Below are 15,891 nucleotides of genomic sequence, written 5' to 3'. Positions count from 1 at the left end.
GGCGGCGTCAAGGGGAGTACTCCAATAGGGGAATTGGCCGATCTACACAGAGTGTTTAAGTTGGCCGTCAGTCAGTGGGGAACATACCCTGCGCCGCTTCACCTTTTCGTTTCTGCCTCAAACCAAGAACAATCAAGAGGATAACGATATGAGTGCTCCTTCCACGCCCGACGGCGTGCTGAAACCCACCCTGAGCGTATTCGATGTAGTGGCCATCACCGTCTCGGCGGTCACCCCGGCCAGTTCAGTGTTCGTGATTGCGCCGTTTGCCATCCAGCAGGCCGGCAGCGGGGTGTTCCTGGCCTTTGTGATGGCCGCCTTGCTCGCGCTGATGTTCGCCTTTTGCTACGCCGAACTCGGGCGTGCCCACAACAGCGCCGGCGGCGAATACGTGTATGCCAAGCGGGTGTTCGGCGGCATGGCCGGCTACGCGACGTTCCTCACGGTACTGGTGATGCTGCTGTTTATCCCGCCGGTACTGGCCACCGGGGCGGCGACTTACCTGAATAACGCCCTCGGCACCCAATTCGATTCGCAAACCGTGGCCCTGGTGATTGTGGTGTGCAGCTACGCCCTGGGTATCCTCAATATCAAGCTGAATGCCTGGATCACCGGCACCTGCCTGCTGCTGGAAGTGGCGGCGTTGCTGGTGATCGTGTTTATCGGCTTCGGCAACCCGGTGCAGCCGGTCAGCGTGCTGTTGCAACCGCAAATCGTCGAGAACGGCGTGCTGCACCTGGCGCCCTGGGCGCTGGTCATCGGCGCGGTGGGCATCGGCCTGTTCTCGTTCAATGGCTACGGTCCCGCCGTATTGCTGGCCGAAGACATGAAGTGCGGCGGCAGGGGCGTGCACAAGGCGGTGTTGTGGTCCCTGGGCCTGGTGGTGGTCATCGAGCTGGTGCCGATCACCGCCTTGCTGATCGGTGCGCCATCCCTCAGCGCGATGATCAGCAGTCCCGACCCGATCGGCTACCTGCTGACCAGCCACGGTAACGAAACCCTGTCGCGGCTGGTCAGCGCCGGGATCTTCCTGTCGGTATTCAACGCCATCGTCGCCATCGTCATCCAGATTGGCCGGGTGGTGTTCAGCAGCGGCCGCGATGCGCTGTGGACACCCACCATCAACAAACTCTTCACCCGGATTCATCCACGCTGGGATTCCCCGTGGTTGGCTACGCTGTTCCTGGCGGTCCCTTCGGCATTGCTCAGCTTCAGCTCCAACCTGGCGGACCTGACGTCTTTCAGCGTACTGCTGATCATGCTGGTGTACCTGATCGTGGCGTTGAGCGCGTTGATGAGCCGGGTGTTGCTGCGTGACCGCGAGCACCCGTATCGCATGCCGTTGTGGCCGGTGCCGGCCTTGCTGGCGGTGCTGGGCGCCGGCTACCTGTTGGTGACCCTGGCGATTGCCGCCTCGGTTCGCGACATCATGATTATCATCGGCCTGTTGGCACTGTCGGTGATCCTGTATTGCATCAGTGGCCGGTTGAGTCCGGCGTTTCAGAAATTGTAAGGAGTGGTTATGCGTGCACGTCAATTGGGCATCACCTTGGGACTGGGTACGCCCGGTGAGTTGAATGCCATCACCGACGTTCCAGGGGTTCGGGTCGGCCACAGTACGATCAAGACCCGCATCGACGGCAAACAGGTACGTACCGGCGTGACGGCGATCCAGCCCCGGGCCGGTGCCGCGCGGTATCAGCCATGTTTTGCCGGCTACCACGTGCTCAACGGCAATGGCGACGCCACGGGCCTTGAATGGATCAGCGAATCAGGGTTGCTGACCACGCCGCTGGCGATCACCAACACCCACAGCATCGGGATTGTGCGCGACACGCTGATCGCCCTGGAGCGCGAAAGCCTCGAAGACCCCGCCGTGTACTGGTGCATGCCGGTGGTGATGGAAACCTACGACGGCTTGCTCAACGATATCTGGGGCCAGCACGTCGGCCCGGAGCATGTGCGCGAGGCGCTGGCCAACGCCGAATCCGGGCCGGTGGCGGAGGGCGCCGTGGGCGGCGGCACCGGGATGATCTGCCATGAGTTCAAGGGGGGCATCGGTACCGCGTCACGGCGCTTGCCGGCGGAGCAGGGTGGCTGGACCGTCGGTGTGCTGGTGCAGGCCAACCATGGCAAGCGCCAGGAACTGCGCGTGGATGGTTACCCGGTAGGCCGGCAATTGATGGACATCCCGTCACCCTTTGCCGATCGCGGCACACCCGGCATGGGCTCCATCGTGGTGATCATCGCCACCGATGCGCCGTTGCTGCCCCATCAATGCCAGCGCCTGGCACAACGCGCGTCCATCGGGATTGCGCGCACGGGTGGCGGTACCGAGGACTCCAGCGGGGACCTGTTCCTGGCGTTCGCCACCGGCAATCAGGATTTGCCGGTGGCCGACTACGGGCGCAAGGGCTCGCCCCTCAGCACAGCCCTGCAAATGGTCAATAACGACCACATTTCACCGCTGTTCAGCGCGGCGGCGGAGGCCGTGGAAGAGGCGATCATTAATGCCATAGTGGCCGGCGAAGACATGACCACCGACCAGGGTGTGCGGGTGCCCGCGCTGGATGCCCACACGCTCCTGCAGGCATTGCGCCAAACCGGCTGGCGCGGCCAGTAAGTAAACTAAGTCTTGTCCCGGTAATACGGGACAAACACTTAAATAGTGGCTATTCAATACTAACAATGACACGGTGACACTTTCTTAGTGCACCTCAGTCAATACTTTGGATCCATTCGTGGCTAAATGTCTTTAGGAGTATTTAATATTTAAATAGCTGGATTTTAATAACGCGCTATTTACCAGTGTTTGCAGGTTTTGTTCACCGGCCCAACTTTATCCTTGGATAAAAACCGCTGGACGAATGATTTCAGGTTGTGTCAGTTTTCTTTCGCCTTCAAAAGGGGCGAGTGATCGGACTTACTCGCCAGAGTGGGTCCGGTCGGACAAAAACTGTTCCACTTGCAAACAAGGAAGTACGTTTATGTCAAAAGTAAAAGACAAAGCTATTGTGTCGGCGGCTCAAGCAAGTACCGCTTACACCCAGATCGATAGCTTTAGCCATCAATACGACCGCGGTGGCAACCTCACGGTCAATGGCAAACCGTCGTTCACCGTTGACCAGGCCGCCGACCACCTGCTGCGTGAGAACGCCGCGTACCGGGACGTGGATGGCAACGGCAAGATCGATCTCACCTACACCTTCCTGACTTCGGCTTCGAACGCGACCATGAACAAGCATGGGATCACCGGGTTCAGCCAGTTCAACACCCAGCAGAAAGCACAGGCCGTACTGGCCATGCAATCCTGGGCCGATGTGGCCAATGTCACCTTCACCGAGAAAGCCTCGGGCGGTGACTTCCACATGACCTTCGGCAACTACAGCGGCGGCCAGGACGGCGCAGCGGCCTTTGCCTACCTGCCAGGCACCAACGCCAAGTACAACGAAAGCGGCCTTGACGGCACTTCCTGGTACCTGACGAACAACAGCTACACGCCGAACAAGACCCCGGACCTGAACAACTATGGCCGGCAGACCCTGACCCACGAAATCGGCCACACCCTGGGCCTGGACCACCCTGGCGACTACAACGCCGGGACCGGCAACCCTTCGTACAAAGACGCGGACTATGGACAGGACACGCGTGGCTACAGCGTCATGAGTTACTGGAGCGAGAGCAACACCAACCAGAACTTCAGCAAAGGCGGGGTAGAAGCCTACTCGTCCGGCCCGCTGATCGACGACATCGCCGCGATCCAGAAGCTCTACGGCGCCAACTACAACACCCGTGCCGGTGACACCACCTACGGCTTCAACTCCAACACCGGGCGTGATTTCCTCAGCGCCACTTCATCGGCCGACAAGCTGGTGTTCTCGGTGTGGGACGGTGGCGGCAACGACACCCTGGACTTCTCCGGTTTTACCCAGAACCAGAAGATCAACCTCAATGAAACCTCGTTCTCCGACGTTGGCGGCCTGGTGGGCAACGTTTCCATCGCCAAGGGTGTGACCGTGGAGAACGCCATCGGCGGTTCGGGCAACGACCTGCTGATCGGTAACGCAGCCGCCAACGTCCTCAAGGGCGGTGCCGGCAACGACATCATCTTCGGCGGCGGCGGTGCAGACCAGCTGTGGGGCGGCTCAGGCAACGACACCTTCGTGTTCGGCGCCAGCTCCGACTCCAAGCCGGGTGCGGCCGACAAGATCTTCGACTTCACCTCGGGTTCGGACAAGATCGACCTCACCGGCATCACCAAAGGTGCAGGCCTGACCTTCGTCAACGCGTTTACCGGTCATGCCGGCGACGCGGTGCTGTCCTACGCTTCGGGTACCAACCTGGGCACATTGGCCGTGGACTTCTCCGGGCACGGCGTGGCGGATTTCCTCGTCACCACCGTTGGCCAGGCAGCCGTCACCGACATCGTGGCCTGATACACGCGTAAAGGAGGGTGGCGCACACGCGCCGCCCTCTGCCCTTGCATCCACCCCATGAACGGGCGAAGGTGATGACGCTATTTCGCAGTACCGTGGCCTGGAGTTTCCAGGTGTTGCTTATGTCGGCAGGAGCCACAGCAATGGCAAGCAGTCTGGTTTTACCTACTTCCGCGCAGTTGGCCGGGCATTGGGCGCTGCATCAGCAAGAGCAGGTGTGCGCACTGGACTTGATTGAGCAGGCTAACGCGTTAGGGGGCGATGTGGAGTGCGCCGGACAATGGCTGGGGGAAGCCCCCGTTAGTTGGACGCCTACTCCCGATGGTATTTGGCTGATGAATGCCGAAGGCACCGGCATAACCCATTTGAATCGCCAGAAAGAAGGCGAATATGAAGGTCGCGCAAAAACCGGCGCGGTATTGATATTACAGCGCGCACCGGAATAGTTCGTTATATAGATATAACCCGATTTTAATGTTTGCCCGCCCCTTTATGGGGCGCTCGGTAAACTATTGCGCGTCATTCGGCTCAGGGAAGATCAGGCAACATGGCGAAGACCACTCCCGTTGCACCATTGTTCAAGGCACTCGGCGACTACAAAAGTATTCTGATCAGTATTGGCTGTTTCACGGCATTGATTAACGTATTGATGTTGGTGCCGTCGATTTATATGTTGCAAGTCTACGACCGCGTACTGTCTTCACAGAACGAAACCACCCTGGTGATGTTGACGCTGATGGTGGTGGGGTTCTTCGCCTTTATCGGTGTGCTGGAGGTGATCCGCAGCTTTATCGTGATTCGCATCGGCAGCCAGCTGGAGCGGCGTTTCAACCTGCGGGTCTACAAGGCCGCTTTCGAGCGCAACCTGCAACGGGGCGAAGGCCATGGCGGGCAATCCCTGGGGGACCTGACCCACATCCGCCAATTCATCACCGGGCCTGCGCTGTTCGCGTTTTTCGACGCGCCGTGGTTTCCGATCTACCTGTTTGTGATCTTCCTGTTCAACGTCTGGCTGGGTGTCCTGGCCAGCGCGGGTGCAGTGCTGCTGATTGCCCTGGCGTGCCTTAACGAATACCTGACCAAAAAGCCCCTGGGTGAAGCCAGCGGGTTTTCCCAGCAATCCACCCAGTTGGCCACCAGCCATCTGCACAACGCCGAAACCATCCAGGCCATGGGCATGCTCGGTGCATTGCGCAAGCGCTGGTTCAAGGTGCATTCGCAGTTCCTGGGCCTGCAGAACAAGGCCAGCGACACCGGCTCGATCATCAGTTCCCTGAGTAAATCCCTGCGCCTGTGCCTGCAATCGTTGGTGCTGGGCCTGGGTGCGCTATTGGTGATCAAGGGCGACATGACCGCCGGGATGATGATCGCAGGCTCCATTTTGATGGGCCGGGTGTTGAGCCCCATCGACCAGTTGATCGCCGTGTGGAAGCAATGGAGTTCGGCCAAGCTGGCCTACCAGCGCCTGGACAACCTGATGCGCGAGTTTCCGCCCCAGGGCGAGCAGATGGCCTTGCCGGCGCCCAAGGGCAATGTGAGTTTCGAGCAAGTCAGCGCAGGCCCGCCGGGGCGACGTGTGCCGACCTTGCATCAAGTCAGCTTCAACCTGACTGCGGGCGAAGTGCTCGGCGTGCTGGGTGCTTCCGGCTCCGGCAAATCAACCCTGGCCCGCGTGCTGGTGGGCGTATGGCCAACCCTGGCAGGCACCGTGCGCCTGGACGGAGCCGACATTCATCGCTGGGACCGCGACGACCTCGGACCGCATATCGGTTATCTGCCCCAGGACATCGAATTGTTCAGCGGCAGCATCGCCGACAACATCGCACGCTTTCGCGAAGCCGACCCGGATTTGGTGGTGCAGGCCGCCCAACAGGCTGGTGTGCACGAATTGATCCTGCGCTTGCCCCACGGCTACGACACCGTGCTCGGCGACGAGGGCAGCGGCCTGTCCGGTGGGCAGAAGCAACGGGTCGCCCTGGCCCGCGCGCTGTACGGCGGGCCACGCCTGATCGTGCTCGACGAGCCCAACTCCAACCTCGACACCGTGGGTGAAGCCGCCCTGGCCAGCGCGATCATGCAGATGAAAGCCCAGGGCAGCACGGTGGTACTGGTGACTCACCGTTCCTCGGCGTTGGCCCAGGCCGACAAGCTGCTGGTGCTGAACGAAGGTCGTTTGCAGGCATTTGGTCCGAGCCAGGACGTGCTGCGCGCACTGTCCGGCCAGCAGGAAGCACCACGAGAAAAGGCCGGGGTCAGCCTCAGCCGTCAGTATCAAGCCGGAAGGAATCCAGGCGCATGAGCAGCGACAGCAGCATTCAAATCAACCGCGATTACGAACAGACCCATCCCGAGCACGACGCGCGTTTCTTCGCCCGCATGGGCTGGCTGCTGACAGTGGTCGGCGCCGGCGGGTTTTTCCTCTGGGCCAGTCTGGCGCCGCTGGACCAGGGGATCCCGGTACAAGGCACGGTGGTGGTATCGGGCAAGCGCAAGGCGGTGCAAACCCTGAGCCCCGGCGTGGTCAGCCGGATCCTGGTGCGTGAGGGCGAGGCGGTGAAGCAGGGCCAGCCACTGTTCCGGCTCGACCAGACGCAGAACCAGGCCGACGTGCACTCCCTGCAAGCCCAGTACCGCATGGCCTGGGCCAGCGTGGCACGGTGGCAGAGCGAGCGGGATAACCAGTCGACGATCACCTTTCCGGCGCAATTGAGCGGCAACCCGGACCAAGCCCTGGCACTGGTCCTCGAAGGCCAGCGTCAACTGTTCAGCAGCCGCCGCGAAGCCTTTGCCCGGGAACAGGCCGGGATTCGCGCCAGTATCGAAGGCGCTACGGCGCAACTGAACGGCATGCGCCGCGCCCGCAGTGACCTGACGGCCCAGGCGCAATCCCTGCGAGACCAGTTGAACAACCTGCAACCCCTGGCCGACAACGGCTACATCCCGCGCAACCGGCTGATGGAATACCAGCGGCAACTGTCCCAGGTGCAACAGGACCTGGCGCAGAACACCGGCGAAAGCGGGCGGGTGGAGCAGGGCATCCTCGAATCGCGCCTCAAGTTGCAGCAGCACAGCGAGGAGTACCAGAAGGAAGTGCGCAGCCAACTGGCCGACGCGCAGTTGCGCAGCCTGACCCTGGAGCAACAATTGACCTCCGCCGGTTTCGACCTGCAGCACAGCGAGATCAACGCGCCCGCCGATGGCATCGCGGTCAACCTGGGCGTGCACACCGAAGGCGCCGTGGTGCGTGCCGGTGAAACCCTGCTGGAAATCGTGCCCCAGGACACCCGCCTGGAAGTCGAAGGGCGCCTGCCGGTGCACCTGGTGGACAAGGTCGGTGCGCACTTGCCGGTGGACATTCTCTTCACCGCCTTCAATCAGAGCCGCACGCCGCGGGTGCCGGGGGAGGTGAGCCTGATCTCCGCCGACCAGATGCTCGACGAAAAAACCGGCATGCCTTACTACGTGCTGCGCACCACCGTCAGCAGCAGCGCCCTGGAGAAACTCCATGGCCTGGTGATCAAGCCGGGGATGCCCGCCGAGATGTTCATCCGCACCGGCGAGCGCTCCTTGCTCAATTACCTGTTCAAGCCGCTGCTGGACCGCGCTGGCTCGGCGTTGACCGAGGAATGAGCATGAAGCCGATGTTCATCGCCTTGCTGCTCGCCTGCGGCAGCGCCCAGGCCGCCATGGGCCCGTTCGATGTCTACGAACAGGCCCTGCGCAACGATCCGGTATTCCTTGGTGCCATCAAGGAGCGCGACGCCGGCCTGGAAAACCGCACCATCGGCCGCGCCGGCCTGCTGCCCAAGCTCTCGTACAACTACAACAAGGGCCGCAACAACTCCCAGGCCACCTTGCCCGACGGGCGCGGCGGCAATTATCACGATGACCGCAACTACAACAGCTATGGCTCCACGTTCACCCTGCAACAGCCGCTGTTCGACTACGAAGCCTATGCCAACTACCGCAAGGGCGTGGCCCAGGCACTGTTTGCCGACGAGAGCTTCCGCGACAAGAGCCAGGCGCTGCTGGTGCGGGTGCTGACCTATTACACCCAGGCGTTGTTTGCCCAGGACCAGATCGACATTGCCCGCGCCAAGAAAAAGGCCTACGAGCAGCAGTTCCAGCAGAACCAGCATCTGTTCCAGCAGGGTGAGGGCACCCGCACCGACATCCTGGAAGCCGAGTCGCGCTATGAGCTGGCGACTGCCGAGGAAATCCAGGCGCTGGATGAACAGGACGCCTCGCTGCGCGAACTCGGGGCGCTGATTGGCGTGCAGAGCGTCAACATCAACGACCTGGCGCCGCTGAACCCGGGGTTTGCCGCCTTCACCCTGACCCCGGCCAATTACGACACCTGGCACGAACTGGCGCTGACCAACAACCCCAACCTGGCCTCGCAACGCCAGTCCGTGGAAGTGGCGCGTTATGAAGTGGAGCGCAACCGTTCGGGGCACCTGCCGCGCATCACGGCGTATGCCAGCTCGCGCCAGCAGGAATCCGACAGCGGCAACACCTACAACCAGCGCTACGACACCAACACCATCGGCATCGAAGTCAGCATGCCGTTGTATGCCGGTGGCGGCGTCTCGGCTTCCACCCGCCAGGCCAGCCGCGCCATGGAGCAGGCCGAGTACGAACTGGAAGGCAAGACCCGCGAAACCCTGATCGAACTGCGACGCCAGTTCAGTGCTTGCCTGTCGGGCGTCAGCAAGTTGCGGGCGTATGAAAAGGCGCTGACTTCGGCTGAAGCGCTGGTGGTCTCGACCAAGCAAAGCATCCTCGGCGGCGAGCGGGTCAACCTCGATGCGCTGAACGCCGAGCAGCAGCTGTACAGCACCCGTCGCGACCTGGCCCAGGCACGGTACGACTACCTGATGGCCTGGACCAAATTGCATTACTACGCGGGCAACTTGCGTGACACCGACCTGGCCAAGGTGGACGAGGCGTTTGGTCCTGAGAGCCGCTGATGCCTGGACGAGTGGTACTTGGTGCAAGGGAGCTTTGGTGGCATGGGCGTTTGTTTTGGCAAGGGCGCTTGTTGTGGCGAGGGAGCTTGCTCCCGCTGGGCTGCGTAGCGGCCCCAAGATCTTGGGAGCGCTGCGCACTCCAGCGGGAGCAAGCTCCCTCGCCACAGGTATTTCAACAATAAGAAAAAGGACTCTTCATGATTACTGGTTCACCTCGCTTCAAACCCTTCACCGCAGGCTCCTTGCTGCTGCTGTCAGTGGCGGCCCACGGGCAGTACATCGAAGCCGGCAAAGTCGGCGACCCCGGCAGTTGGCGTTCCGCCGAGTTCCAGAGCGACTGGGGCCTGGAGCGGATGAAAGCCAACGAGGCCTATGCGAGCGGCATCACCGGCAGTGGCGTGAAGATCGGCGCCCTGGATTCGGGTTTCGACCCCAACCATCCTGAAGCCTCAAAAGACCGCTATCACGCGGTCACCGCCAGCGGCACCTACGTCGATGGCAGCCCCTTCACGACCACCGGCGCGCTCAACCCAAACAATGACTCCCACGGCACCCACGTGACCGGCACCATGGGCGCGGCCCGCGATGGCGTGGGCATGCACGGCGTGGCGTACAACGCGCAGATCTACGTCGGCAACACCAACGCCAGCGACAGCTTCCTGTTCGGCCCCACGCCAGACCCCAAGTACTTCAAGGCGGTGTACAGCGCGCTGGTGGATTCCGGCGTGCGCGCGATCAATAACAGTTGGGGCAGCCAACCCAAGGATGTCAGCTACCAGACCATTGGCGACCTGCACGCTGCCTATGCCCAGCACTACAACCAGAACACCTGGCTGGATGCCGCTGCGGAGGTGGCCAAGGCCGGGGTGATCAACGTGTTCAGTGCTGGCAACAGCGGCTACGCCAACGCCAGCGTGCGTTCGGCCTTGCCTTATTTCCAGCCGGAGCTGGAAGGCCACTGGCTGGCGGTATCGGGCCTGGACAAGGCGAACAACCAGAAATACAACCAGTGCGGCATCGCCAAGTACTGGTGCATTTCCACCCCCGGGGCGTTGATCAACAGCACCATTCCCGATGGCGGTTATGGGGTGAAATCCGGCACCTCGATGTCGGCGCCCCATGCCACCGGCGCACTGGCGCTGGTAATGGAACGCTATCCGTACCTGAACAACGAACAGGCCTTGCAGGTGCTGTTGACCACGGCCACCCAGCTCAATGGCGCGGTCACCGACGCACCGACCACCCAGGTGGGCTGGGGCGTGCCGGACCTTGGCCGAGCAATGCACGGGCCCGGGCAATTGCTCGGGCCGATGAATGTCACGTTGGCGGCCGGGCAGGGCGATGTGTGGAGCAATGCGATCTCCGACAAGGCGCTGATCCAGCGTCAGGCCGAAGACAGGGCCGAAACCCTGGCCTGGCAGCAAACCCTGCGCGACAAGGGCTGGGAGAACGGCGTGGGCGCCGGCGCGAGTCAGCAGGACCAGACGGACTATGCCGTTGGCACTGCCCGTGCGGCAGCCGCGGCCCAGCGTATCTACGAAGGCAGCCTGACCAAATCCGGTGCGGGCAGCCTGATCCTGGCGGGCGACAACACCTACCGTGGCCCGACCACCGTGAATGGCGGCCGGTTGGCGGTGAGTGGCTCGCTGACGTCCGCGGTGACGGTCAATGACAGCGGCACGTTGGGCGGCTCCGGTCGCATCGCGGCGTTACAGGTCAATAGCGGCGGCACCGTGGCGCCGGGCAATTCCGTGGGCACCTTGCAGGTGGCCGGGGATGTAAACCTCGCCGCCGGCTCGACCTATGCGGTCGAACTCACCCCCACCACCAGCGACCGGATTGTCGCCACGGGCAAGGCAATCCTCGGCGGCGGCACCGTGACCCTGGCCCTGGAAAACAGCCCGACCCTGCTCAGCCTGCAACAGGCGGAAAGCCTGGTGGGGCGCCAGTACAACATCCTCCAGGCGGCTGGCGGGATCCAGGGCCAGTTCGGTGCCGTGTTGCCCAACTACCTGTTCCTCGGCGGCACCCTCGACTATGCCGCCAACGGTGTGCAACTGGGCATTGCCCGCAGTGATGCGAGTTTCGCCAGTGTCGGTGCCACTCGTAACCAGCGTTCGGTGGCGGCGGCCGCCGAGCAGTTGGGCGCCGGTAATCCGGTGTACGAAAGCATCCTGCGGTCAGACTCGGCAGCCACGGCGCAGTCGGGTTTCCAGCAGCTGTCGGGAGAAATCTACCCGGCCATCGGCACAATGCTGATCAATGACAGCCGCCAGGTACGCGATGCCGTGGGCGAGCGCCTGCGCCATACGCCGGTTACCGGTGAGAGCAACGTGTGGGTCAAGGCGCTCGGCAGTTGGGGCAAGACCGACAGCCGCAGCGACACGGCAGGCTACACCAGCTCACTGGGCGGGATGCTGGCCGGTGTCGACGGCGCGCTGGACGAGCAGACCCGTGCCGGTCTCGTGGCCGGTTACAGCGACAGCTCGCTGAACATGGGCAGCGGCACGCATTCATCGGCGTCCATCGACAGCTACCACCTCGGCGCCTACGCCGGGCATGAGCTGGGCAATTGGCGCTTGAGCGTCGGCGGTGCCTACAGCTGGCATCGCGGCGACGTGAAACGCGACTTGCAGTACGGCGAAGTCAGCGGCAAGCAGAAGACCAAGCTGGATGCGCGCAGTGCCCAGGTATTTACCGAAGCGGCCTACCGTTTGAACGTGTCCTCGGTGGCGCTGGAGCCGTTCGCCAACCTGGCTTACGTGCATCTGGACAACGAACGCTTTCACGAGAAAGGCGACGCCGCCGCGCTGGAGCGTGGCAGTGACAGCCGCGATGCGGTGCTGAGCACCCTGGGCCTGCGGGCGGCAAAAACCTTCCCCCTCAATGACCGCCAGCAACTGGACGTTTCCGGCTCGCTGGGCTGGCAGCACAGCCTGAGTGCCGTTGAATCCGAAGAGCACCTGGCGTTTGTCGCCGGAGGGCCGTCGTTTGCGGTGCAAAGCTCGCCGTTGATGCGCGACGCGGCATTGGTGGGCGTGCAGGCGAGCCTGGCGTTGAGCAAAAGCACACGGGTCAACCTCGACTACACCGGCCAATTGGCTGGCCGGGAAAAAATCCAGGGTGTGGGGTTGAGCCTGAACTGGCAGTTCTGAGCAAGATCCTGAGGCCGAAAGAGGTCAACTGTGGGAGCGGGCTTGCTCGCGAATGCGGTGTGTCAGTCGACGCACCTGTAACTGAGCCACCGCATTCGCGAGCAAGCCCGCTCCCACATGGGGTCGGCGACGCTTGGGAGAAACGTGATTTATACAAGTGCAATAAAAACTAAGGAAGGTCACCGTGAAAAAAACAAAACGAGGGTTTCAATCCGCCATCCCAACAGGCCCGGGCTACCCGCTCAAGGCCCTGAGCTGCGTGCCATACGGCGCGTTGCTGTGTTGCCTGGCCAGCCTGGGTACCGCCCAGGCCGCACCCTACGTGGAAACCGGAAAACTGGGAGATGCTGCCAGTTGGCGCAGTAATGAATTCAAGGCCGACTGGGGCCTGGGCGCCGTGCATGCAGACGCCGCCTACGCCGCCGGCTACACCGGCAAGGGCGTGAAGCTGGGGATCTTCGACCAGCCGGTGTATGCCCAGCATCCGGAATTCGCCAGCCCCGGCAAAGTGGTCACGCTCGTGACCGAAGGCATTCGCCAATACACCGACCCGTACATCCCGGTGAAGGCCGGGGACGCGTTTCGCTACGACGGCACGCCTTCCCTGGGTTCCAACGGCAAGCTCGGCAATCACGGCACGCACGTAGGCGGGATCGCCGCGGGTAACCGCGACGGCGGGCCAATGCACGGCGTGGCGTTCGATGCGCAGATCATCAGCGCCGAAAATGGTGACCCGGGCCCCGAAGACGGGATCATCCTGGGCAACGACGGTGCGGTCTACAAAGCCGGTTGGGACGCGCTGGTGGCCAGCGGCGCGCGCATTATCAACAACAGCTGGGGCATCGGCATCGGTGACCAGTACGCCAAGGGCGGCCGAGATCCGGCATTCCCCAACTTCACGGTCAATGAAGCCCAGGCGCAGTTCAATAACATTCGGCCGATCCTTGGGACGATCGCAGGTGGCGCTTATCAGGGCGCCATTGATGCGGCCCGCAGCGGCGTGCTGACGATCTTTGCCGCCGGCAACGACTACAACCGCAACAACCCGGATGCGATCTCGGGCCTGGCGTACTTCGTGCCGGAGATTGCACCCAACTGGCTGTCGGTGGCGGCCTTGCAACAGAATCCCGACACCGCCAGTTCCGATCCTTACGTGATCAGTACCTTTTCCTCGCGCTGCGGGTATGCCGCCAGCTTCTGCGTCGCGGCGCCCGGCACCAAGATCTACAGCTCGGTGATCAACGGCACCTCCCTGGAAAACCTGACCACCGACTACGCCAATTTCAACGGCACCTCCATGGCCGCGCCGCATGTGGCCGGCAGTGCAGCGGTGTTGATGGAGCGCTTCCCGTACATGAGCGGCGACCAGATCTCCACGCTGCTGAAAACCACCGCGACCGACCTCGGCGCACCGGGCATCGACTCCCTGTACGGTTGGGGCATGATCAACCTGGGCAAGGCCATCAACGGCCCGGGGATGTTTGTGACGGCTGAGGATATCCCGGCGGAGTTTCGTATCGACGGCGCCTACGGCTCCGGCCAGTTTGTCGCGGACCTGCCAGGGATTGGCGCCGTGGTGGATGCCGGCAAACCGACCCAGCGCACGTGCACCGATGTGCATTGCGGGCTGGATGTGTGGAGCAACGATATCTCCGGGCATGGCGGCTTGACCAAGCAGGGCATTGGCGCGCTGGTACTGACCGGCACCAATACCTACAGCGGCCCGACCCTGGTCAACCAAGGGTTGCTGGCGATCAATGGCTCGATCACCTCCGACGTTACCGTCAGCAGCAGCGGCGTAGTGGGTGGTTCCGGGCGCATTGGTTCGCTGACAGCGAACAGCGGCGGTACCGTGGCGCCGGGCAACTCCATCGGCACCCTGAACGTGGCCGGGGATGTGAACTTCGCAGCGGGCTCTACTTATGCTGTGGAGTTGTCGGCCACCAACAGTGATCGCATCGTCGCCGGTGGCAAGGCCACCCTCAGCGGCGGCACGGTGACCCTGGCCCTGGAAAACAGCCCGACGCTGCTGACCCAGACCCAGGCCGAAAGCCTGATCGGTCGCCAGTACAACATCCTGCAGGCTGCGGGCGGGATTACCGGCAGCTTCGGTTCGGTGCTGCCCAACTATCTGTTTATCGGCGGTACCCTGAACTACGCCGCCAACGGCGTGCAACTGGATGTGGGGCGCAATGCCAACACCTTTGCCAGTGTGGCCGCCACCCCGAACCAACGTTCGGTGGCCGCTGCTGCCGAGCAGTTGGGCGCGGGCAACGCCGTGTACGAAAGCCTGTTGCTGGCGCCGAATGCGGCCTCGGCCCAGGGTGCATTCCAGCAGCTGTCCGGGGAAATCTACCCGGCGCTGGAAACCGCGTTGGTGAATGACAACCGCTACCTGCGCGAAGCCGTGGGCGAGCGTTTGCAGCAAGGGGCAATGGGCGCATCGAGCCAGACCGTCGATAGCCGTGGCAACGTCTGGGTCAAGGCGTTGGGCGCCTGGGGCAAGACCAACAGCGGCAGCGATACGGCGGGCTACACCACCTCCATCGGCGGCATGCTGGCGGGTGTGGACGGCGCGCTGGATGAAGACACCCGTGTAGGCCTGGTGGCGGGGTACAGCGATACATCGCTGAACATGGGCAGCGACACCCATTCCCGGGCATCGGTGGACAGCTATCACCTGGGTGCGTATGCCGGGCATGAAATCGGTGCCTTGCGCTTGAGCGGTGGTGCGACCTACAGCTGGCACCGCGCCGATGTGAAGCGCGAGCTGCAATACGGTGAAGTCGCCGGCAAGCAGAAAGCCAAGGTGGATGCCCGCAGTACCCAGGTATTTACCGAGGCGGCGTATCGCCTGAACCTGCAACCCCTGGCCCTGGAACCGTTCGCCAACCTGGCGTACGTGCATCTGGATGCCGATGGGTTTACCGAGAAGGGTGATGCGGCGGCCTTGAAGGGCCGGGATGACAGCCGCGATGTGGTGTTGAGTACCCTGGGTGCTCGAGCGCTGAAAACCTTGAATATCAATGACCATCAGCAACTGGAGCTTTCCGGCACCCTGGGTTGGCAGCACAACCTGAGCAGCGTCGATTCCGAGCGGCACCTGGCGTTTGCCTCGGGCGGCCCTTCGTTCACTGTGGAGAGTTCGTCGATGGTGCGTGATGCGGCATTGGTGGGGGCACGGGTCAGCCTGGCGTTGAGCAAGGAGGCGAAGGTGAATCTGGATTACAACGGCCTGCTGGCCAGCAAGGAGAAAGTCCATGGGGTGGGTTTGAGCCTGGACTGGGCTTTCTAAACACTGCGGTTCGAAATGTGGGAGATTCTATGGTT

At 62.5% G+C, this 15,891-nt stretch carries 9 protein-coding genes; all 9 read left to right on the top strand.

Features of this window, described 5'->3' with window-relative positions; all coding sequences use genetic code 11:
* Positions 1-148: 148 nt before the first annotated feature.
* The gene (locus HX824_RS00805; RefSeq protein WP_003217116.1) at positions 149-1,513 is read left to right on the top strand and encodes an APC family permease; all 1,365 of its coding nucleotides are present in this window, start codon (positions 149-151) and stop codon (positions 1,511-1,513) included.
* Positions 1,514-1,522: 9 nt separating this feature from the next.
* On the top strand, positions 1,523-2,623 hold the full coding sequence (locus tag HX824_RS00800) for a P1 family peptidase (protein WP_003217115.1): 1,101 nt from the start codon (positions 1,523-1,525) through the stop codon (positions 2,621-2,623).
* Between the two features lie 364 nt (positions 2,624-2,987).
* A complete protein-coding gene (locus HX824_RS00795; RefSeq protein ID WP_008433780.1) occupies positions 2,988-4,436 on the top strand; it encodes a serralysin family metalloprotease in 1,449 nt (482 codons plus the stop codon).
* Positions 4,437-4,510: 74 nt separating this feature from the next.
* Positions 4,511-4,882 (top strand): AprI/Inh family metalloprotease inhibitor, encoded by a 372-nt coding sequence (locus tag HX824_RS00790; RefSeq protein ID WP_166742171.1) that lies wholly within the window; start codon positions 4,511-4,513, stop codon positions 4,880-4,882.
* A gap of 101 nt (positions 4,883-4,983) precedes the next feature.
* Positions 4,984-6,735 (top strand): type I secretion system permease/ATPase, encoded by a 1,752-nt coding sequence (locus tag HX824_RS00785; RefSeq protein WP_177054023.1) that lies wholly within the window; start codon positions 4,984-4,986, stop codon positions 6,733-6,735.
* Positions 6,732-8,066: an HlyD family type I secretion periplasmic adaptor subunit gene (locus tag HX824_RS00780; protein WP_008433775.1), complete on the top strand. Its 1,335-nt coding sequence runs from the start codon at positions 6,732-6,734 to the stop codon at positions 8,064-8,066. Before HX824_RS00785 ends, HX824_RS00780 begins: the two co-directional genes overlap by 4 nt.
* A gap of 2 nt (positions 8,067-8,068) precedes the next feature.
* The gene (locus HX824_RS00775) at positions 8,069-9,406 is read left to right on the top strand and encodes a TolC family outer membrane protein (RefSeq protein WP_177020829.1); all 1,338 of its coding nucleotides are present in this window, start codon (positions 8,069-8,071) and stop codon (positions 9,404-9,406) included.
* A gap of 197 nt (positions 9,407-9,603) precedes the next feature.
* Complete coding sequence (locus HX824_RS00770; RefSeq protein ID WP_177054022.1) at positions 9,604-12,561, top strand: autotransporter serine protease; 2,958 nt, start codon at positions 9,604-9,606, stop codon at positions 12,559-12,561.
* Positions 12,562-12,745: 184 nt separating this feature from the next.
* Positions 12,746-15,856, top strand: a complete 3,111-nt coding sequence (locus tag HX824_RS00765) for an autotransporter serine protease (RefSeq protein ID WP_177054021.1) — start codon at positions 12,746-12,748, stop codon at positions 15,854-15,856.
* Positions 15,857-15,891 lie beyond the last annotated feature (35 nt).

Source organism: Pseudomonas sp. D4002 (assembly GCF_013385665.1).
In the GTDB taxonomy this organism is placed as follows: Bacteria; Pseudomonadota; Gammaproteobacteria; order Pseudomonadales; family Pseudomonadaceae; genus Aquipseudomonas.
This window is presented reverse-complemented; position numbering and strand designations above follow the sequence as displayed.